At 66.6% G+C, this 21,516-nt stretch carries 16 protein-coding genes; 8 read left to right on the forward strand and 8 right to left on the reverse strand.

The genetic code is table 11. The features are described from left to right. Positions 1-79: 79 nt before the first annotated feature. Positions 80-2,281 (forward strand): TonB-dependent hemoglobin/transferrin/lactoferrin family receptor, encoded by a 2,202-nt coding sequence (locus S2M10_RS22120; protein ID WP_168848024.1) that lies wholly within the window; start codon positions 80-82, stop codon positions 2,279-2,281. Positions 2,282-2,298: 17 nt separating this feature from the next. Continuing rightward, complete coding sequence (locus S2M10_RS22125; RefSeq protein WP_168848025.1) at positions 2,299-3,282, forward strand: DUF6607 family protein; 984 nt, start codon at positions 2,299-2,301, stop codon at positions 3,280-3,282. Positions 3,283-3,547: 265 nt separating this feature from the next. On the opposite strand, the gene S2M10_RS22130 is transcribed toward S2M10_RS22125, so the two are convergent. Beyond that, positions 3,548-5,353, reverse strand: a complete 1,806-nt coding sequence (locus S2M10_RS22130) for a DUF885 family protein (RefSeq protein ID WP_168848026.1) — start codon at positions 5,351-5,353, stop codon at positions 3,548-3,550. Positions 5,354-5,455: 102 nt separating this feature from the next. Continuing rightward, on the reverse strand, positions 5,456-7,543 hold the full coding sequence (locus tag S2M10_RS22135; RefSeq protein ID WP_168848027.1) for a bifunctional (p)ppGpp synthetase/guanosine-3',5'-bis(diphosphate) 3'-pyrophosphohydrolase: 2,088 nt from the start codon (positions 7,541-7,543) through the stop codon (positions 5,456-5,458). Positions 7,544-7,678: 135 nt separating this feature from the next. Between S2M10_RS22135 and S2M10_RS22140 the strand changes: the two genes are divergently transcribed. Further along, positions 7,679-8,164, forward strand: a complete 486-nt coding sequence (locus S2M10_RS22140) for a helix-turn-helix domain-containing protein (protein WP_168848028.1) — start codon at positions 7,679-7,681, stop codon at positions 8,162-8,164. Between the two features lie 68 nt (positions 8,165-8,232). Next, entirely contained in the window at positions 8,233-8,535 is a 303-nt protein-coding gene (locus S2M10_RS22145; RefSeq protein ID WP_168848029.1) for a hypothetical protein, read from the forward strand. On the opposite strand, the gene S2M10_RS22150 is transcribed toward S2M10_RS22145, so the two are convergent. Next, positions 8,532-8,954 (reverse strand): thioesterase family protein, encoded by a 423-nt coding sequence (locus S2M10_RS22150; protein ID WP_168848030.1) that lies wholly within the window; start codon positions 8,952-8,954, stop codon positions 8,532-8,534. The genes S2M10_RS22145 and S2M10_RS22150 overlap by 4 nt on opposite strands. Positions 8,955-9,265: 311 nt before the next feature. Continuing rightward, positions 9,266-10,474: an LL-diaminopimelate aminotransferase gene (locus S2M10_RS22155; RefSeq protein ID WP_168848031.1), complete on the reverse strand. Its 1,209-nt coding sequence runs from the start codon at positions 10,472-10,474 to the stop codon at positions 9,266-9,268. Positions 10,475-10,604: 130 nt separating this feature from the next. On the opposite strand from S2M10_RS22155, the gene phaC reads away from it, so the two are divergent. The 3 genes from phaC to clpS all read left to right on the forward strand — a co-directional run bounded on the left by phaC (position 10,605) and on the right by clpS (position 13,732). Next, positions 10,605-12,341, forward strand: coding sequence for a class I poly(R)-hydroxyalkanoic acid synthase (phaC, locus tag S2M10_RS22160; RefSeq protein WP_168848032.1), 1,737 nt, complete (start codon positions 10,605-10,607; stop codon positions 12,339-12,341). A gap of 119 nt (positions 12,342-12,460) precedes the next feature. After that, positions 12,461-13,231, forward strand: coding sequence for a phasin family protein (phaP, locus tag S2M10_RS22165; RefSeq protein WP_168848033.1), 771 nt, complete (start codon positions 12,461-12,463; stop codon positions 13,229-13,231). Between the two features lie 168 nt (positions 13,232-13,399). Beyond that, positions 13,400-13,732, forward strand: coding sequence for an ATP-dependent Clp protease adapter ClpS (gene clpS / locus S2M10_RS22170; RefSeq protein ID WP_064310916.1), 333 nt, complete (start codon positions 13,400-13,402; stop codon positions 13,730-13,732). 186 nt (positions 13,733-13,918) lie between these two features. On the opposite strand, the gene S2M10_RS22175 is transcribed toward clpS, so the two are convergent. Further along, positions 13,919-14,626, reverse strand: coding sequence for a Crp/Fnr family transcriptional regulator (locus S2M10_RS22175; protein WP_168848034.1), 708 nt, complete (start codon positions 14,624-14,626; stop codon positions 13,919-13,921). 151 nt (positions 14,627-14,777) lie between these two features. Here S2M10_RS22175 and murA point away from each other — a divergent pair, with 151 nt between their 5' ends. After that, a complete protein-coding gene (gene murA, locus S2M10_RS22180; protein WP_168848035.1) occupies positions 14,778-16,061 on the forward strand; it encodes a UDP-N-acetylglucosamine 1-carboxyvinyltransferase in 1,284 nt (427 codons plus the stop codon). A 199-nt stretch (positions 16,062-16,260) separates the two neighbouring features. On the opposite strand, the gene S2M10_RS22185 is transcribed toward murA, so the two are convergent. The 3 genes from S2M10_RS22185 to S2M10_RS22195 form a co-directional block, all read right to left on the reverse strand. Beyond that, positions 16,261-18,576, reverse strand: a complete 2,316-nt coding sequence (locus S2M10_RS22185) for a GH92 family glycosyl hydrolase (RefSeq protein ID WP_168848036.1) — start codon at positions 18,574-18,576, stop codon at positions 16,261-16,263. Between the two features lie 48 nt (positions 18,577-18,624). Then, a complete protein-coding gene (locus tag S2M10_RS23170) occupies positions 18,625-19,896 on the reverse strand; it encodes a GGDEF domain-containing protein (RefSeq protein WP_168848037.1) in 1,272 nt (423 codons plus the stop codon). Positions 19,897-19,996: 100 nt separating this feature from the next. Then, positions 19,997-21,502: an acetyl-CoA hydrolase/transferase family protein gene (locus S2M10_RS22195; protein WP_168848038.1), complete on the reverse strand. Its 1,506-nt coding sequence runs from the start codon at positions 21,500-21,502 to the stop codon at positions 19,997-19,999. Between the last annotated feature and the right edge of the window lie 14 nt (positions 21,503-21,516).

Genomic DNA, 21,516 nt, shown 5'->3' on the forward strand with positions numbered 1-21,516 from the left:
ACGGAACGGATTTGACAGCATCGCCTTTGCAGCTATAGCGAATGCGACGCACTCGCAATCGCAATTAAGGGGAGCCTTCGTGATCCATTCCATCGTCCGCCTGGCCGGGGCGGCGAGCCTGTTCGCCTATTTGTCCGCCGCGCCCGCCGTTGCGCAGGTCCAGCAGACGCCTGCCACCGCCGGAGAGGATGCCGCGCCCGATCCCGCGTCGATCACCGTCACCGCGACCCGGCTCGCCACCGATACGCAAAAGGTGCCGGCGACGGTCACAGTGGTGACCGACGAGAAGATGGCGGACCAGCTGGTGGGCGACGTCAAGGATCTGGTGCGGTTCGAGCCCGGCATCAGCGTACCCCGGCAGCCGGCGCGCTTCGGCGCGGCGTCGGGCACCACGGGCCGCGCGGGCAATGAGGGCTTCGTGGTCCGCGGCATCGGCGGCAACCGCGTGCTGATCCAGGTGGACGGCGTGCGCGTGCCCGACGGGTTCACCTTCGGCGCGCAGAGCGTGGGGCGCGGCGACTATGTCGATCTCGGCCTGGTCAAATCGGTGGAGATCCTGCGCGGACCAGCGTCGGCGCTCTATGGCAGCGACGGTCTCGCCGGCGCGATCAGCTTCACCACCGCCGATCCGGCCGATTTCCTGACCGGCGGCAAGTCGGTGGGCGGGCTGGTGCGCGCGGGCTACCAATCGTCCGACCAGGAATGGAGCGAGACCGGCATCTTGGCGGGCAGGTCGGGCGACTGGTCGGCGATGATTGCCTATACCCGCCGCGACTTTTCCGAGCTGGACAACAAGGGCCGTGTCGGTGGTGTCGGCGCTGCGCGCACCGAACCCAACCCGCAGGACGGCGATTCCAACGCGGTGCTCGGCCGCATCGTCTATGAACCCGGCACCGGGCACAAGCTGCGGCTGACCGGGGAATATCTCGACAACCGGATGGACAGCAACGTGCTGACCAGCGTCAGCGCCAGCGTCGCCGGCACCACCGCCAACGACAAGACCAGGCGCAAGCGCGCGGCGTTCGACTGGACCTGGTCCGGCCAGGGCGCGATCCAGCGCACCCGGCTGAGCCTCTACTGGCAGCAGGCCGAGGACAGCCAGTTCTCCGCCGAGGATCGCGTCACCCTTGCCGATCGCACCCGGCTGAACACCTTCGACAACCGCGTGTTCGGCGGATCGGGCGAGATCGTGCTCGGCTATGAGACGGGCGCGCTCCGCCACCGGCTCATCATCGGCGCCGATGCCAGCCGCACCCGGCAGGAGGGTATCCGCGACGGCACCGTGCCGCCGGCGGGCGAGACCTATCCCACCCGCGCCTTTCCGATCACCGACTTCACGCTGGCGGGCCTGTTCGTCTCGGACGAGATCAGCCTCGGCCCGGTGACGCTGTTCCCGGCGCTGCGCTTCGATCATTATGCGCTCGATCCGAAGCAGGATGCCGCGCTGCCTGCGTTCAACTCGGCCAGCCAGAGCGGCTCGCGCGTCTCGCCCAAGATCGGTGCGACGGTGGCGCTGGGCAGCGGGCTGAGCCTGTTCGCCAACTATGCCCAGGGCTTCAAGGCGCCCGAGCCGAGCCAGGTCAACCAGTTCTTCCAGAACCTCGCCTTCGGCTATCGCTCGGAGCCCAATCCCAATCTGCGGCCGGAAACCAGCCGCAGCGTCGAGGGCGGCATCCGCTTCGGCGGCGGCGGGGTGCGCGTGCAGCTGACCGGCTTCCATGCCGATTACGACAATTTCATCTCGCAGGAAGTCGTCGGCGGCGCGTTCACTCCCGCCAATCCGGCGGTGTACCAGTTCATCAACCTCGACGAGGCGCGGGTGAACGGCATCGAAGGGCGGGTGGATGCGCAGCTCGACCGCGGCTTCAGCGCCAATCTCGCCTTCGCCTATGCCGATGGCGACGTGATCCGGAACGGCGCCAGGGCGTCGCTCTCCACCGTCGACCCGGCGAAGATCGTCGGCGGGCTCGGCTATCGCGCGCCGGACGGGGCCTTCGGCGGCCAGCTGATCGTGACGCACAGCACCCGCAAGGAGGCGAACGCCACCAGCGGCGTGTGCACCGCCGCCTGCTTCCGCCCGGACGCCTTCACCATCGTCGACGCCACCGCCTTCTTCCGGGTGACCGACGGTCTCACGCTGCGCGCGGGCGTCTTCAACCTGTTCGACAAGAAATATGCCTGGTGGAACGACGTGCGCGGCCTCGCCGCCAGCTCGACGATCACCGACGCCTACACCCAGCCGGGACGCAACGGCAGCGTCTCGATCAGCTACCGCTTCTGAGCATCGGAGGGGACATCATGACGTTTCGACATATCGGGCTGCTTGCCCTGAGCCTGCTGGCGACGCTGCCGGCCCTTCCCGCCGCGGCGGACGGACCGGTCAAGCCGCGCAGCGCCGCCGAGGAACAGGCGTCGTTCGCGGCCGACCGGCGCGACATCCTCGCCATGGCGGGCACCTTCAAGGTCCGCTTCGACATGCAGGAAGCGACCGCCTGGCGCGCCGACTATACGCCGATCGACCGCGCGATCTCCGGCGGGCATGAAGTGGTGCGGGTGATCGAGGATACCGGCCGCAAGATCATGCTCCAGCACCTGCTGGTGGTGGAGCAGGGCGGCAAGACCATGGTGATCAAGCATTGGCGCCAGGACTGGGAGTATGAGCCCGCGCGCGTGCTCGTCTATGCAGGGCCGAACGAATGGAAATGGGAAGCGGTGCCCGAGCCGATGCGCCGCGGCCGCTGGTCGCAGACCGTCTACCAGGTCGATGACAGCCCGCGCTATGGCGGCTGGGGGCAATGGACCACCGAGGGCGGCGTGCGCCGCTGGCGCTCCAACTGGACGTGGCGGCCGCTCGCCCGGCGCGATGCGGTGCGCGGGCCCGTCTATGACCGCTATCTCGGCATCAACCGCCACCAGCCGACCCCGAACGGCTGGGTCCATTGGCAGGACAACACCAAGATGGGGATGATCGACGGCACGCTGCAGCCGGTCGTCCAGGAATATGTGCTCAACAGCTATACCCGCTTCGACGGCTATGACGTGGAGGCGGCCGATGCCTATTGGGCCGCGACCAAGGGCTATTGGGCGGCGATCCGCGCCGAATGGGATCGCATTGCGAACGCCAAGGGCGGCATCCGTATCACCGAGGCGGCGCAGGCGGGCACGGTGGTCGCCGGCCGGCTGCTCGAAATCGCCGACGAGGTGCAGGCCGGCAAGATGCAGGAGGCCGAGGCGATCGCGCTGGCCAAAAAGCTCATGGATCAGGCGACCGGGGCCGCCTGATCCTGCGCGCGGGCCGGGGAGTTCGAAGGCCACCGGCCCGCGCGCGAACTATATCTTTCCGCGTAGGGCAGGGGGTGTTGCAGTCGAGGCGAGAGGGCCGCGCCCCTCCCCCAACGATCGTCATTCCCGCGAAGGCGGGAATCCATTGCCCTCGGCGCTGGGGGAAGGGCCGCCAATGCAGCGCGAATGGATCCCCGCCTTCGCGGGGATGACGTGATATCTTGTTCGACGCGATTACCCTGCCCAACCGGGAGAAGCTCCCGCCTCACGCCATCGCTTTGGCGCGCTCCTCGACCAGCCGTTCGAACATGGTGAGCGGCATCGCGCCGAGGCGGATCACCTCGTGGAACTGCTTGAGGTCGAACTTCGGCCCCGCGATCTTCTGCGCATTGGCCCGCGCCCGCGTCCAGGCGATGTGGCCGAGCTTGTAGGCACAGGCCTGGCCGGGCTGGGTGCAATAGCGCTCCACCTCGCGCTGCGAGCGGGCGCGCGGGAAGCCGGTGGTGGCGACCAGATAGTCGGTCGCCTGCTCGCGGCTCCACTGCTTGGTGTGGATGCCGGTATCCACCACCAGCCGCGCGGCGCGGAACAGGAAGGACTGGAGATAGCCGGCGCGCTCCAGGCCCCCATGATAGGCGCCGATCTCGTCGGCAAGCTGCTCCGCGTAGAGCGCCCAGCCTTCGGTATAGGCGCTGAAGAAGCCGAACTTGCGGATCAGCGGGCCTTCCGCCGCCTGCGCGGTGCTGATCTGGAGATGGTGGCCGGGCAGGCCTTCGTGGAAGGTCAGCGAGGGCAGACTGTATTTGGGCCAGTCGTGCACGCTCTTGAGGTTGATCCAGTAGATCGCCGGGCGCGAGCCATCCAGCGCGGCGCGGGTGTAATAGCCGTTCGAGGCGCCGTCCTGGATCTCCACCGGCACCGCGCGGATCTCCAGCGGCGCCTTGTTCGGGTTGAGGAATGCCTTGGGGAGCAGCGCGGCGATTTCCTGCACGCCGGTGTTGAGCCCCGCGATCAGCGCGGTGCGGCCCTCCGCCGTACCCGGATAGAGCTGGTCGGCGCGCGCGTTGAGCGCGGACAGCCGCTCGCCGACGCTCCCCTGGGTCAGGCCCTGCGCCTTGAGCAGCGCATCGAGCTGGGCGCTGATCTCCGCCACCTGTTCCTGGCCCATCTTGTGGACCTGATCGGGAGTGAAGCTGGTGGTGGTCCATTGCTCCAGCGCGGCGGCGTAGATCTCCTCGCCGCGCGGCACGTCCCACAGGCCGGCGGAGGTACGGCCCTTGGCGTGCAGCTGCTGGATCAGCGCAACTTGGCGATCGAGCGCGGGATAGACCTTGTCGCCGACGATCGTCGCGGCGCGGGCCTGCCAGTCGCCGGTGAGCCCCTTGGCCGTCGCGCGGCGGACGAGCGACTGGGTGAGCGTGTTCGCCGCCGGGTCGGGCTGCCGCAGCTTGGCCATCTGGGCCAGGGTGAGCTCGAGGCAAAAGCCAGGCGCGACCAACCCGCGACCCGCCGCCGCCTTCTGATCGGCGGTGTCCTGGTCGAGCACGCCGGCAAGGGCATCGAGGCGATCGAGATAGGCCTCGGCATCATCCTGGGTGACGATGGTGTGGCTGGTGTTGAGGAAGTCCGGCGTCGAGAAATAGGCGCCGCCCTGCTGGAAGATCGGGAAGGGACGGCCGACCGAGTCGATCTGGAACCTGTCCTGCGCCACCGTTGCGCTACGCAGCGAATACAGCACGACCTCGCGATCGAGCCGCGCGGCTTCGGACAGCGTCGCGGGGTCGAACGCCTCGACCTTCGCGATCGCGGCCTTGGTATCGGCAAGATTGCGTGCCTTGGCGGCGGGGCTGCCGTCGCTGAGCTTGTGCTTGAGAGGCGCGTTGGGGCCCTTGTCGAAGCCGAGCGAGGTGGCGAATTCCGGCGAGCGCTGGATGCGCTGGGCGACGATCTGGTTGTAGACGGCGTTGATCTCGGCATCGCGGGTGCCGGCCACCGCCGCGCGCGCGGCGGCCGGGATCAGCGCGGCGAGCGCGGCGGTGCTCGACGTTGCGAGGAAGTGTCGACGGTCCACGGTGTTCCCCCTCCGATAGGTCTGATGCGGGGAGGGTAGCGCGGAATGGCGCGGGGTCCAGCCCCCTCCCTCGCCCGTGGAGGGTGGGGGCAAGAACCATCGTCAGACCCGCTCGGCGGAGCTCACTGCATCTGCCGCGCGCAGCGCCGCGAGCAGCTTCATCAGGTGCGCGGCGTTGCGCACTTCGAGGTCGATCGTGTTGGTGTGGAAGGTCGTGTCGCGATTGTCGAGCCGCAGCCCGAGGATGTTCGCCTTGTGCTGGCCGATCAGCGTCGCGACCGTGCCCAGCGCGCCCGGTTCGTTCTTCAGCGTCACCGCGATCTCGGCGACGCCGCCATCGGCCTTGTCGCCCCAGGTGAGGTCCACCCAGTCCGCCTCTTCCACCGTCGCGAGGCTCGGGCAGTCGATGCGGTGGACGACGATCGGCTGGTCGGGCTGGCGCACGCCGAGGATGCGGTCGCCCGGCACCGGGCAGCAATCCTCGGCGTAGGTGAACGCAACGCCCGGGGTGAGGCCCTTGATGTCGATGGCGTGATGCTGCGGCGGCAGCTGGTCGTCCTCGCCGCTGGCCGAGCCGGGCATCACCGCTTCCATGACCTGCCGGTCGGTCAGGCTGCGGCGGGCGATCGCCTCCATCAGCGATTCCGGATCGGCCAGCTTCAGTCGCTTCAGCGCCTCGCCCAGCGCCCCTTCGCCCGGGGGCGCAGGGAGGCGGGCGACGATATCCTCGTAGAGCTTGCGGCCCAGCCGGATCGTCTCGTCGCGCTCCTTGTGGCGGAGGTGCCGGCGGATCGCCGCGCGCGCCTTGCCGGTGATCGCGAAGTTGAGCCAGTTGGGCTGCGGCTCCTGCGCCTTCGATCGCAGGATCTGAACCTGATCGCCCTGTTCGATCTCGGTGCGCAGCGGCACCACCTTGCCGTTGACTTTGGCGCCGACCGACTGGTCGCCGAGATCGGTGTGCACCGCATAGGCGAAGTCGATCGGGGTCGCGCCCTTGGGCAGCTGGATCAGCTCGCCCTTGGGGGTGAAGGCGAAGATGCGATCCTGGTACATCGCCATGCGCGTGTGCTCGAGCAGTTCTTCCGGGCTCTCGGCATGTTCGAGGATCTCGATCAGGTCGCGGATCCAGCTGACCTGGGTGTCGGGCCGGACCGCGCTCTGCTTGTAGGCCCAGTGCGCGGCGAGGCCGAACTCGGCCTGGGCATGCATGTCGCGGGTCCGGATCTGCACTTCGACGCGCGTGTCGCCGGCATGCATCACCGTGGTGTGGAGCGAGCGATAGCCGTTGCGCTTCGGCGTCGAGATGTAATCCTTGAACCGCCCCGGCACCATCGGCCAGCGGCGGTGGATCACGCCGAGCGCGCGGTAGCATTCCTCCTCGGTGTCGACGATGGCGCGGAACGCCATGATGTCGGAAAGCTGTTCGAGGCTGACATGGCGCTCGGACATCTTCTTCCAGATCGAATAGGGATGCTTTTCGCGCCCCGTCACCTCGGCGTTGATGCCGCCGCGCCCGAGCAGCAGCTTGAGGCCCGAGGCGATCTTGAGCACCCGGTCCTCGCCTTCGACACGGAAGCTGTCCAGCCGGCGGGTAATCGATTCATAGGCTTCGGGTTCGAGCTGGCGGAAGGCGAGCGTCTGCATCTCCTTCATGAACTCGTACATGCCGATACGCTCGGCGAGCGGGGCATAGATGTCCATCGTCTCGCGGGCGATGCGGCGGCGCTTCTCCTCCTTCTTGATGAAGTGGAGCGTGCGCATGTTGTGCAGGCGATCGGCGAGCTTCACCAGCAGCACGCGAATGTCGTCGGACATCGCCAGCAGGAACTTGCGGAGATTCTCGGCGGCGCGCTCGCTTTCGGTCTGCGCTTCGATCTTGGAGAGCTTGGTGACGCCGTCCACCATGCGGGCGACATTGGCGCCGAACAGCCGCTGGATCTCCTCCGGCGTCGCCACCGTGTCCTCGATCGTGTCGTGGAGGATCGCCGTCGCGATCGTCTCGTCGTCGAGATGCAGGTCGGTAAGGATGCCGGCCACCTCGATCGGGTGGCTGAAATAGGGGTCGCCGGAAGCGCGCTTCTGCGAGCCATGGGCGTTGACCGAGAAGACATAGGCCCGGTTGAGCAATGCCTCATCGGCTTCGGGGTCGTAGGAGAGGACCCGGTCTACAAGTTCATACTGACGCAGCACAGCGCCTAGATGGCGTGACCGGCGCGGTTTTTGCAACCGATTTGAGGGATAGGGGGCACTTCGGCGCACCCTTGTGGCTCCGACTCGGCGCCGCACCCGGTTTTACACCTTCGGATTTTACGATAGGGTGCGGCCATGGGTGGAGCCGTTCGAGAAACGCTGCGGGCGATGGCGCGGGAATGCAGCCTGCCGGCGGCGCTGGAGGCGATGGGCGAGCGCTGGTCGTTCCTGATCCTGCGCGGCGCGTTCAACGGCATCCGCCATTTCGAGGAATTTCAGAGCGAGCTGGGCATCGCCCGCAACATCCTCGCCAATCGCCTCGCGCGGCTGGTGGAGCATGGTATCCTTGCCCGCGTTCCCTGTGCCGACGATCGCCGCAAGGTGGAATATCGCCTCACCGACAAGGGGCATGCGCTGCTGCCGACGATGGTGGCGCTGCGCCAATGGGGCGAGCGATGGGAAACCGGCGTGCCGGCCTCGCCGATCCTGGTCGACGCGCGGGACCGCAAGCCGATCGCACCGGTGACGGTACAGGCGCAGGACGGCCGCGTGCTGGGCAAGGGCGACCTTCTCTGGGCGCTGCCTGACGAGGATGCCGAAGAAGCCCGCGCCGCCGAGTAAGTGCCGGCCCTCGCTCCCGAAAGCGTAAATGCTTCTATAATGCGCCTGTGCATCAGGGAAATTTGCGCATGACGTTCGGTATTTCGACGGTTGGCATCAACGGGGTGAAGGGCGTGGCGGGCAGCGCTGCGACCCGCGGCAGCGCTGGCAGCCCCGTCGACGAGACCGCCGAAGCCTTTCTGCGCGAGGCGCGAAAGAGCCCGGCCGAGCGCACCAAGGAGGCCGTGCTCAAGCGCCACAGCCTCACCCAGCAACAATTCGACCAGCTCGCCCCCGAAAAACAGGCGGCGATCCGCCAGGAGATCGAGGACGAGATGAAGCGCAAGCTGGGCCGCGCCCAGGGCGGCGCCTTTGCCGACGTGGTGGTCTAGCCGCCGATCGCGAGCAACGCGGCGCGGACCGAGTCCGGGATGGGCTTGGGGCGCCGCGTGTCCAGATCGAGATGGACGCTGATCAGCTCCACCTCGGCGTGGAGCACCCCGGTTTCGGCGTGGCAGAGATCGGCGCGCATCGTCATGCTGCTGTTGCCGAGCCGCTCGACCCGGACGAACACCTCGACCAGATCGTCCAAGCGGAACGGCGCCTTATATTCGACCTGCGCGCGGACGACGTTGAATTCCGCCTCCAGCCATTCCGGGCCCAGTCTGGCCAGATCCGCCCAGCGCCAGAATTCGGTGAGCCCGACATCGGCATATTCGAGATAGCGCGAGTTGAAGACGATCTTCTGCCCGTCGATCTCGGAATAGCGGACGCGGAAGCGGGTGGAGAAGGGGAAACCGGGGCGGGACATGGGGGCGGGCTTTGCCCCGAGCGGGGGGCGGTTCGCAAGTGCGGGGTGCGCATGCGGGCGTGCCGTTTCTGGAGACCGGCGCCATCCACAAACCCGTCGTCATCCCCGCGAAGGCGGGGATCCCTTCGCCAGTGCGCTCGCGGCTGGAACCGCAGCGTCAGCCCCAATGGATCCCCGCCTTCGCGGGAATGACAATGGGATTTGAGAAAGGCAGGGAATGAGCCCCCGCCGTTGCAGCAGCGGGGGCTCGCATCATGGGAAGCCCATGTCATTCGCAGCGGCAGTATAGAAGAACTGCCGCATCGCCGTCATCACCCCGCGTTCGCCGCCGGCGTGTTGACCCCCATCGACTGGAGATACTTCTTCACGTTGCGCGCGGCCTGGCGGAGGCGTTGTTCGTTTTCCACCATCGCGATGCGCACATAGCCTTCGCCATTCTCGCCATAGCCCACGCCCGGCGCCACCGCGACCTTGGCATGGGTCAGCAGCTGCTTGGAGAACTCCAGGCTGCCGAGATGCGCCAGCGCGGGCGGCAGCGGCGCCCAGGCAAACATCGAGGCGCGCGGGGAGGGGATCTCCCAGCCGGCGCGGGCGAAGCTCTCCACCATCACGTCGCGGCGCTTGTGGTAGAGCTGGCGGTTCTTCTCGACGATGTCCTGCGGGCCGTTCAGCGCGGCGCAGGCGGCGGCCTGGATCGGCGTGAAGGCGCCGTAATCGAGATAGGATTTCACCCGCGACATCGCCGCGATCAGCTGGCGGTTGCCCACCGCGAACCCCATCCGCCAGCCGGCCATCGAATAGGTCTTGCTGAGCGAGGTGAATTCGATCGCCACGTCCTTGGCGCCCTTCACCTGCAGGATCGACGGCGTCGGCTTGCCGTCGAAATAGAGCTCGGAATAGGCGAGGTCGGAGAGGATCCACACCTGGTTCTCGCGCGCCCAGGCCACGAGGCGCTCGTAGAAGGCGAGGTCCACCGTCTCCGCGGTCGGGTTCGACGGATAGTTGACGACGAGGATCGAGGGGCGCGGCACGGTGAAGTTCATCGCGCGCTCGAGGCTTTCGAAATAGGCGTCGTCGGGCGTGGTCGGCACCGCACGGATCGTGGCGCCGGCGATGATGAAGCCGAAGGTGTGGATCGGGTAGCTCGGGTTGGGCGCCAGCACCACGTCGCCCGGCGCGGTGATCGCGGTGGCGAGGCTGGCCAGGCCCTCCTTCGAACCCATGGTCACGACGACTTCGCTCTCGGGATCGAGCTCGACCCCGAAGCGGCGACCGTAATAATTGGCCTGGGCCCGGCGCAGGCCGGGAATGCCCTTGGACTGCGAATAGCCATGCGCGTCGGGCTTGCGCGCCACCTCGCACAGCTTTTCGATGACATGGTCGGGCGGCGGCAGGTCCGGATTGCCCATGCCGAGGTCGATAATGTCCTCTCCGCCCGCTCGCGCGGCTGCCCGCATCGCGTTCACTTCGGCGATGACATAGGGGGGCAAGCGCTTGATGCGGTAGAATTCTTCGGACATTTCCTCGACTTTCAAGGGTTCTGACGTGCGACACAAAATTGTGCCGTGGCGCCGTTCTACGTCATAATACCGTAGTCGGGAATGACGCATTGCATTGCACGCGCTAAAGCGAGGCAAAGGAGAGGACCGAATGGCCGATACGCTCACGCCGACCCTGCCCCGCCTGGAGGACCTGCAGCATTGGACCTGGGTGCTCGGCCGGGCGCAGCAGATGATGCTGGAGCATGGGCTGGACCTGATGGAGCATGTCCCCGCCGCGACGCCCTTCGGCATGCTGCTCGATCCCACGCCGGCGATGCGGGCGAGCGCCGATTTCTGGGCGGACACGATGCAGCTTTGGCAACGCTTCCTCGATCCCGCCCATGCAGAGCCCTTTGTTGAATCGCCCGAGCAGGCGCGCGACAAGCGCTTCAAGGCGCCGCAATGGCGCGAGGAGCCGGTGTTCGATTTCCTGCGGCAGAGCTATTTCGTCATCGCCGACCATATGCTCAAGCAGGTCGAGGCGCTGGAGCATGTCGACGAGCGCCAGCGGGACCAGATCCGCTTCGCGACCAAGGGCTTCATCGACGCGATCAGCCCCACCAACTTCCCCGCGACCAATCCGCAGGTGATCGAGAAGATCGTCGAGACCAAGGGCGAGAGCCTGCTCAAGGGCCTGCAGCACATGCTGCAGGACATGGCCAAGGGCCAGATGACGCAGACCGCCGCGGGCGCGTTCGAGCTGGGCCGTAACCTGGCGATGACGCCCGGCAAGGTGATCAAGCGCACGCCGCTCTATGAACTGATCCAGTACTCGCCGACCACCGAGACGGTGCTGGAGACGCCGCTGATCATCTTCCCGCCGTGGATCAACCGCTTCTATATCCTCGACCTGACGCCCGAGAAGAGCTTCATCCGCTGGGCGGTGGAGCAGGGGATCACGGTGTTCATCGTTTCGTGGCGCTCGGCCGATGCGACGATGAAGGACGTGGTGTGGGACGATTATGTCGAGCGCGGCCAGATCGACGCGATCGATACCGTGCGCGACCTGCTCGGCGTGGAGAGCGTGCATACGATCGGCTATTGCGTCGCGGGTACCACGCTGGCGGCGACTCTGGCGGTGCTCGCCGCGCGCGGGCAGGCTGCGAAGGTGGCGAGCGCGACCTTCTTCACCGCCCAGGTCGATTTCGCCGATGCGGGCGACCTGCGCGTGTTCGTCGACGACGACCAGCTAGCGATGATCCGCAGCCTCAGCGCCGACGGGTTTCTCGACGGGCGCTACATGGCGGCGACGTTCAACCTGCTGCGCGGCCGCGACCTGATCTGGAACTACGTCACCAACAACTATCTGATGGGGCAGGAATATGCGCCGTTCGACCTGCTCCACTGGAACTCGGACGTCACCAACCTGCCGGCGGCGTGGCATCTCAGCTATCTGACCGACCTCTATCGCGACAACAAGCTGGTGGCGCCGGGCGCGCTGCGCATCGGCGACACGCCCATCGACCTGTCGAAGGTGGAAACACCCGCCTATATCCAAGCCGGGCGCGAAGATCATATCGCACCGCCCAAAAGCGTGTGGAAGTTGACCGAACATTTCCGCGGGCCACACAAGTTCGTGCTGGCCGGCTCGGGCCATATCGCGGGTGTAATCAACCCGCCTTCGGCCAAGAAATATCAATATTGGACCAACGCGGAGCCGGCCGAGTCGCTGGAAAACTTCGTTGCGCAGGCGACAGAACATGCCGGGAGCTGGTGGCCGGATTGGCTCGAATGGATCCGCGCGGTCAATCGTGCCGAAACTGCGGTGGACGGCGCACGTGTTCCAGGTGGTGGAAACCTTTGTGCAATTGCGGAAGCGCCGGGGGAATATGTAAAGTCTCGCTGAGAAAGCGGCCGAAAATATAAGGATTTGTAACTTTTTGTGCAGTGCACAATGAAGCCTTGCAAATCTGACGCCATCTCGCTATATGTTGCGGTGCAGCAATAGGCAGGGAAGCTAGTCACATGGCCAGCAAGGGACCCAAGACGACGGCCAAACCCGCCGCCAAAACGGCGGCACGCGGCGCTCCCAAGCCCGCGATTCTGGCCGAAGCTGCCGCGGAGTCGCCCGCGCCCGTACTTCCCGTTGCCGAGACGATCGTCCCGGCTGCGGCATTGGTACCGGCGCCCGTCGAAGCCGCTGCACCGCAGGACGTGAAGACCAACATTGAAGAGGCGATCGCCGCCCCCGCGGAAACGGCCCAGGCCGTAGCCGAAACGGCGATCGAAGCCGCAGAGACCGTCGCGCCGGCGGTCACCACCAGCACCGCGAAGGAAATGACCACCATGGCTACCAATTTCGAGAACGCCACCGCGAACGCCACCACCCAGGCCCACAACATGTTCGGCGACATGAACGAGCGCGCCAAGGCCGCCGTCGAAAAGTCGACGAAGATGGTTGAAGAAGCCAATGAATTCACCAAGGGCAACATCGAAGCGCTGGTCGAATCCGGCCGCATCGCTGCCAAGGGCTTCGAGAGCCTGGGTCAGGAAGCCGCCGACTACAGCCGCCGTTCGTTCGAGAGCGCGACCGCCGCGATGAAGAACCTCGCTTCGGTGAAGTCGCCGACCGACTTCTTCAAGCTGCAGAGCGATTACATGCGCAGCGCGTTCGACGCCTATGTCGCCGAAGCCTCGAAGCACACCGAAGCGATGATCAAGCTGGCCGGCGACGCCGCGCAGCCGATCTCGAACCGCTTCGCGGTCGCCGTCGAGAAGGTGAAGACCAACGCCTGATCGGCCCTGCCGACCAGCGATGGGATGAAATCGGGGCGGTCGCACAGGCGATCGCCCCTTTTTTCATGCCGACAAAATGCGGCCTTTCCCGCACGACGCCTTGCCCTTGGGGGCGGTGCGACATATTTTGCCCGGCCTATGGTCGAGCTTCGTACAATTGAGATTCGGATGGCCGAGGACGGCGACCAGGACGACCGCGGCAATGACAATGCCGTCGGCATCGCCACGCGCACCCGCACGCGCACCAAGAAGCCGACGCCGTATCGCGTGCTGATGCTCAACGACGATTATACGCCGATGGAGTTCGTGGTCCTCGTCCTGCAGCGCTTTTTCCGGATGAACATCGAGGAAGCGACGCAGGTCATGCTGCACGTCCACCAGCGCGGCGTGGGTGTCTGCGGGGTGTTCAGCTACGAGGTCGCCGAAACCAAGGTCTCGCAGGTGATCGATTTCGCCCGGCAGAATCAGCACCCGCTGCAGTGCACGCTGGAGAAGGCGTAAGCGCCTTCCGACACGCCGTGGCGGCCGGAGGCACCATTCTCCAGGCATAATGCCCGTCATCCCCGCGAGGGCGGGGATCCATTGGCGCTGCATTGTCGGTTCTTTCCGCGAGCGTCCTCGCACATGGATTGCCGCCTTCGCGGGAAGGACGACGGCGTGGGGCGAGGACGGTAGCGCCGCGCCCGCTCACCGCGCCGGGGGCAGCCAGCGGAGATCGAGCCCCTCATAGCGATTGACGTAGTTGGCCGCCCCGGCCAGCGCACCGCGATCGAGCAGGGTCACGCGGCCGCCCTCACGGGCGATCATGCCTTCCTCCTCCAACTGGCGCAGCATCCTGTTGACGTGCACCGCGGTGAGGCCGGTCGCGTCGCCGATTTCCTCCTGCGTCAGCCCCAGCGTGAACTCGCGATCGATCGCCTTGTCGGTGGCGCGCAGCCGGTTGCGCAGGTCGAGCAGCAGCGCCGCGACCCGCGCCTTGGCGCTGGTGCGCCCCAGTGCGGCGAGTCGGTCGGTCAGTGCCACGCGCTCGATCTGGCTATAGACCAGGATCATCGCCGATAGCCGCGGATGCTGCTGCATGATGTCCGACAGCGCGGCCCGATCGAAGGGGCAGACCACCGTGTCGGACAGCGCACACAGCGTCTCGGGCGCCTCGTGATAGATGGCGGACGAGATGCCGAGCATGTCGCCCGGAAACAGGAATCGCAGGATCTGCCGGCTGCCGTCGTCCAGCAGCACGTAACTCATCATCAATCCCTTGCGGAGGATGAACAATTCTCCACATGGCTCGTTCTCACGCTGCAGGATCGCGCCGCGCCGGATATGGCGCTGGCGCACCTCGAGCGAATCCAGCGCCTCGCGCTCTCGTTGCGTTAGCGTGATGAACTCGCTCAAAACATCGGCAAAACAACTAGCTGACACGCTCTGCACTTTCCCCCGGGCCCATCCTGCAAAGCAGCGCAACGAAATCAGTGCATTAAAATCGATCAAGCCCCTCCGGCAGCCCACCGCTTGCGCGCACGCACAGAGCGGCTAGAAGCTCGCCATGGACCGTATCCTCATCCGTGGCGGCAATCGGCTTGCCGGCAAGATCGCGATTTCCGGGGCGAAGAACGCCGCCCTAACCCTGATGCCGTGTGCGCTGCTCACTGACGAGCCGCTCACGCTGCGAAATCTGCCACGGCTGGCAGACGTAGACAGCTTCGGACATCTACTGAATGAGCTCGGTGCCTCGACCTCGGTAGAGGGCACGCGCCCGAACGAATTCGGCCGGGTGCTCTCGGTGCGTGCCAGCCGGCTGACCTCGACGGTGGCCCCCTATGACATCGTGCGCAAGATGCGCGCGTCGATCCTCGTGCTGGGTCCGCTGCTCGCGCGCGAGGGTGAAGCCACGGTGTCGCTGCCCGGCGGCTGCGCGATCGGCAACCGCCCGATTGACCTGCACCTCAAGGCCCTGGAAGCGATGGGCGCCGAGATCGAACTGAGCGCCGGCTATGTGAAGGCGATCGCACCCGGCGGCCGCATCTCCGGCGGCCGTTTCCGCTTCCCGGTGGTTTCGGTGGGCGCCACCGAGAATGCGCTGATGGCCGCCTCCACCGCGCGCGGCACCACCGTGCTCGAAAATGCGGCGCGCGAACCCGAGATCGTCGATCTGTGCAACCTGCTGGTCGCGATGGGCGCGGTGATCCGCGGCATCGGCACCGAGACGCTGGAGATCGACGGGCGTGATCGGCTGCACGGCGCCACCTATGCGGTGATGCCCGATCGCATCGAGGCGGGCAGCTATGCCTGTGCGGCGGCGATCACCGGCGGCGACGTCGAGCTGGTCGGCGCTTCGGCCGAGGACATGCGGGCGACGCTGGATGCGCTGGTCGAGGCCGGCATCACCGTGGAGGAGACCGCCAACGGCGTGCGTGTGGCCGCCGAGAACGGCATCCACCCGCTGACGCTCAACACCGCGCCCTTCCCGGGCTTCGCAACGGACATGCAGGCGCAGTTCATGGCGATGCTGTGCAAGGCGGACGGTGCGAGCACGCTGACCGAAACGATCTTCGAAAATCGCTATATGCACGTGCCCGAACTGGCGCGGATGGGTGCGGACATCGAGGTGCATGGCCGCACCGCGATCGTGCGCGGGGTGCCGAGGCTCACCGGCGCGCCGGTAATGGCGACCGACCTGCGCGCCTCGATGAGCCTTATCCTCGCCGGCCTTGCGGCCGAAGGCGAGACGCAGGTGAACCGGGTCTATCATCTCGACCGCGGCTATGAGCGGCTGGAAGAAAAGCTGCAGGCGGTTGGCGCGGATATCGAGCGCGTCGGCGACGGCTAGGCCCATGAACCCCTCTCCGCGGAGGAGGGGGAGGTTCCCGTCTGCCTCAGCTACCTCCGTCATTCCCGCGAAGGCGGGAATCCATTGCCCTCGACTCTGGGGGGAAGAACCGCAACTTCAGCGCCAATGGATCCCCGCCTTCGCGGGGATGACGAAAGTGTTTCGCTAAGGGCGCTATCCTCTCCCTCAAAGGAGAGGATTATCGCGACATCGAATAGGGCCGCGCCGCCACCGGCACCACCGCCCGGTCCGGCGTCGCCCGCATCGCGAAGCGCAGCTCGCCGCCGCGCATCAGTTCCTCGTGCGTGACATATTGCCGGTCGAGCTTCCGCCCGTTCAGCGTGACGCTGCCGACATAGCGGTTCGTCTTCGACAGCCCCGGCGCCGTAACCGTAAAGCGCTTGCCGTTGGGCAGCGTCAACGTCGCGCGTTCGAGGAAAGGCCGGCCCAGCACATATTGGTTGGAGCCCGGCGCGACGGGGTAGAACCCCAGCATCGTGAACACCAGCCAGGCCGACATCTGCCCGAGATCGTCATTGCCGGCGAGGCCATCCGGGGTTGGCTTGTACTGGCTGTCGACGATCTGCTGCAGCCGCTCCTGCGTGCGCCAGGGCTGGCCCGCATAACTGTAAAGATAGGCGACGTGGTGGCTCGGTTCGTTACCGTGGATATACTGGCCGATCAGTCCGGCGATGTCCTCGGCATGGCTGTAGTCGATCTTCGAATTGTCGAAATCGAACATCGCGTCCAGCTTGCGCACCGCCGCGGCATCGCCGCCCATCAGACGGAACAGCCCGGCCTGATCCTGCGGCACGAACCAGCTATATTGCCAGGCATTGCCCTCCGTATAGTCCGATCCATAGTTGATCGCGGTGGGATCGAAAGGCGTGCGATAGGCGCCGTCGCTCTTGCGGGCGCGCAGGAAGCCGGTCTTGACGTCGAAGCTGTTGCGCCAGTTGCCCGCGCGCCTTTCGAAGGTCGCGGCGAGATCGTCGCGGCCCATGGCGCGCGCCATGCGGGCGATGGTCCAGTCGTCATAGGCATATTCGACGGTCTTGGAGGCGGCTTCCGGCTCCTTGTCGATCGGCACGTAGCCAAGCTTCTGGTACCAGTCGAGCCCGCCATAGGGGCCGTAGGTGGCGCTCGCCACCATCGCGTCGAGCGCCGCCTTGGCGTCGAAGCCGCGCAGGCCCTTGAGATAGGCGTCGGCGATCACCGGCACGGCATGATAGCCGATCATCGTCCAGGTCTCGCGGCCCTGGAACTGCCAGACCGGCAGGATGCCGAAGGGGCTGTCCTGCCGGCTGGAGATCAGCGAGCGGATGATGTCGCGGTTGCGCGCCTCGGGCTGGACGAGCAGCAGCAGCGGATGCTCGGCGCGGAACGTATCCCACAGCGAGAAGGTCGAGTGGAAGGTGAAGCCCTCGGCCTGGTGGACCTGGTCGTCGGGCCCGCGATAGCGGCCATCGGCGTCCGAGAAGACGCTGGGCGCCATCAGCGTGTGGTAGAAGGCAGAGTAGAAGTTGCGCAGCGCGGTGTCGCTGCCCTGCGCCTCGATCGCGCCGAGCGCCTGTTTCCAGGCCGTGGTGGTGCGGGCATGGACGGCATCGAAGTCACCCGCCTCGGTAGCGAGATTGGCGAGCGCGGCATCCTCGTCGACGCTCGACAGCGCGACGCGGAGTTCCAGCGGCCGATCGAGCACCCCGAAATCGAGCCGCGCCACGATCGAGCGCCCCTGCAACTGCATGACGCTGGTGTCGCCGCGGCCGGGCCCCTGAAAGCCGCGATAGGGCAGCTTGCCTTCGGTATCGACGAAAGCATGCGCCTTGAGCTGGACGGAAGGGCGGATCGCGAAGAACAGCTTGCGTGCCGGCGCCCAGCCACGCGTCTCGCGCGCGCCGGTGATCGTCCCGTCGGGGCGCATACGCACCGAGGACCAGAGGATCTTGCCGGGATAATTGTACAGCGAACTGCGCAGGTCGAGCACCAGATGGGCGGCCTTGCCGGCGGGGAAGGCATAGCGCTCGACCGCGACGCGGGTGCCCGCGGTCATCTCCGCGCGCACGCCCTGATCCTGCAGGGTCACCGCATAATAGCCGGGGCGTGCCACCTCGTCGGCATGGGCGAAGCGGGAGCGATAGCCCGAGCCCGGCTTTGTTGGGTCGCCCGGCTCCAGCGGCACCGTGTCGCCGGCTACGGGCGCGATCAGGAAGTCACCCAGGTCCGAATGGCCGGCGCCCGAGAAATGGGTGAGCGAGAAGCCCTGGATCGTCGGGTCGTCATAGCGATAGCCGGCGGCATGGCCGTAGCACGCGCGGATTTCGCAGCCGGTATCGGTATCCGGGCTCAGTTGCACCATGCCGAACGGCGCCACCGCCCCGGGAAAGGTGTGGCCCTCGCCGCCGGTGCCGACCAGCGGGTCGGCACGCTCATAGCCGGTCTGGGCGGCAAGCGGTGCCGCGAGGAGCGATGTGGCGGCGAGTGCGAGCGCGGCGCGCTGGAAGGTCCCCTGCATCGCCAAGGCTTAACCGAGCGAAGCTGAGGACGGAAGCCCGCCTGCGCGTCACTCGGCGGCGAGCGGCAGCATGGGTGTTTCGCGGCTCGGTGCGGCGACCACGCGGTTGCGGCCGCCTTCTTTGGCCTGATACAGCGCCGCATCGGCCATACCGAGCAGGTCGGCCACCGCGCGGGTACTTTCGGGCATCGCGGCGACGCCGAAGGAGGCGGAGATCTTGGCCTCATGCATCGCCGACAGCGCTTCGATCCGCTCGCGCAGGATCTCCGCCTTGGCAACGGCCTCGTCCAGCCGGCATTCGGGGAGGATCACCAGCAGCTCCTCGCCGCCATATCGACACGCGACATCGGAGGTTCGCAGCGCGCCGAGGATCGTCGCGGCGGTTTCGCGCAGTACCGAATCGCCCGCCGCATGGCCGAACTCATCGTTGAGCTTCTTGAAGTGATCGAGGTCGATCATGATCACGGAAAGGTGCGTCCCGCTGCGCTCCGTAAGGCTGGCGTAGCGGCCGAGCGCGTCCTCCATGTAGCGGCGGTTGTAGAGCCCGGTCAGCGGATCGCGCAGCGCCTGGGTGCGCAGCTTCTCGCGCAGCGCGATGTTGGATACGGCGAGCGACATGGCATCGGCGATCGCGGTGGCCAGCGGCTGGATGCGCGTCAGTTCCGCCGCGGCATCGGGAAGGTCGGTGGCGATCTTCAACATGCCCTGAATCTCGCCGTGCGCGGTCATCGGCAGTTCGAGCACCGTGGCGGAGCCGAGATGATGCTCGCAGCACAGCGCCCCCCGGCTATCCGCGTTGATATGCGGCTTGCCGCGCTTCAGCGCCCAGCATTGTGCGGGCGCGAGCATCGGGCGCAGCGTCTCGGCATCCGGCCAGTGCCAGCTGGCGGAAAGCTCCAGCCGGTCGCGCGAATTGTTGAACACGTAGAGCGCGCCGCCGAAGCCGGCGAGCAGCGAGTCGATCGTCGCGCCCAGCACGGCATTGGCATCGGCATAGCCGTTGGCGCTCTGCAGCATCTCGGTCATGCGGAACAGATGGTTGATCTGCTTGCGCTCGGCATGGGCGCGCTCCGCTTCCTCACGCCGTTGCCGCAGCGCCCGGATCGACTGCGGGCCGCCCAGCAGCAGCAGCAGCAATGCAACCACCGCACCGCCGATTTCCAGCGCCCCGTCGATAGCGCGTGCGTCCGGCGACTGGGCAAACGGGTGGACGATATGGGCGAGCACCATGACGACGATCGCGAACGATGCCGCGATCACGCGTCGCCGCAGCGCGCTCTCCAGCGGGTCGGGATATTGTTCCGTACGATGTCGTCTCACGCGATGCGGCCCTTTGCCGCAGCGGATTTCGCCGCGGCACGAGGCCATTATAGCCCCTCGTTGCGGCCCGCGCGTCCCGTGGAAGCGACCCTAGGTAATTCTACAGCATCGAACCGGTATCGAGGAAGCGCTGATGCCAGGTAAATGCCTCGCCCGGCAGCATCGGCGTCTGCTTGCCATAGCTGGCGGCCAGCGCGCGTTCGTAATAGTCGCGCAGCATCGGCTTGTAGCGAGGGTGGGCGCAACGTTCGATGACCTGCTCCGCGCGCTTGCGCGGCGCCAGGCCACGCAGATCGGCGAGGCCCTGCTCGGTCACCACCACCTGCACGTCCTGCGCGATGTGATCGACATGGGAGACATGGGGCACGATCGCGGAAATGGCGCCGCCCTTGGCGGTGGAAGGCGACATGAAGATCGAGATATAGGCGTTGCGCGCGAAGTCGCCCGATCCGCCGATGCCGTTCTGGATGCGCGAGCCCATGATGTGGGTGGAGTTGACGTTGCCGTACAGATCGGCCTCGATCATCCCGTTCATCGCCAGGCAGCCGAGGCGACGCACCACCTCGGGATGGTTGCTGATTTCCTGCGAGCGCAGCAGGATGCGATCGCGAAACCGGTCGAGATCCTGGTTGAGCCGCTCGGCAGCGTTCGGGCTCAGCGAGAAGGCGGTGCAGCTCGCCATGCGCAGCTTGCCCGCCGCCAACAGGTCGAGCATCCCGTCCTGCAGCACCTCGGTATAGGCGGTGAGATTCTCGAACGGCGCGGTGAGCAGCCCGGCGAGCACCGCATTGGCGATGTTGCCCACCCCCGATTGCATCGGCAGCAGCGACGGCGGCAAGCGGCCCTTGCCGACTTCGTGGCGGAAGAACTCGATCAGGTGCTGGGCGATGGCGAGCGCGCCGGCATCGGGCGCGGCGAAGGGCAGGTTGCGATCGGGGGCGTCGGTCTCGACCACCGCGATCACCTTGTGCGGATCGCAGCGCAGCGTCGGCTGGCCGATCCGCTGGTCGGGTGCGGTCAGCGGGATCGGCACGCGGTTCGGCGGCAGCGCAGTGCCGTAATAGATGTCGTGCATCCCCTCCAGCGCCGGATTCTGCCAAGCGTTGACCTCCAGGATTACGCGCTTGGCGACATCGAGCCAGGTCTTGTTGTTGCCGACCGAGGTGGAGGGGATCAGCGCGCCGTCCTCGCGAATGCCCGCAACCTCGATCACCGCCACGTCGAGCGGGCCGAGAAAACCCTCCCAGGCGAGCGGGGCGACCTGGCTTAGATGGAGGTCGACATAATCCATCTCGCCGGCATTGATCTTCTCGCGGGCGATCGGATCGGAATTATAGGGCAGCCGGGCGGCGATGCCGTCGACGCGGGCGAGCGCGCCGTCGAGCTCCGGGCCGGTCGAGGCACCGGTCCACACCTTCAGCCGCATCGGCTTGCCGGCGGCATGTTCCGCCTCGATCTGCGCGGCGAGCGCGATCGGCACCGCCTTGGGATAGCCGGAGCCGGTGAAGCCGCTCATCCCCACCGTCATGCCGTCGGCGATGAACGAGGCGGCGTGCGCGGCGGTGGTGACCTTCGCGGCAAGTCCGGGGTGGGCGATACGCGTCATGGATCCTCTCAGGG

Origin of the sequence: Sphingomonas sp. S2M10 (genome assembly GCF_012650175.1) — a bacterium.
Taxonomy (GTDB): domain Bacteria; phylum Pseudomonadota; class Alphaproteobacteria; order Sphingomonadales; family Sphingomonadaceae; genus Sphingomonas.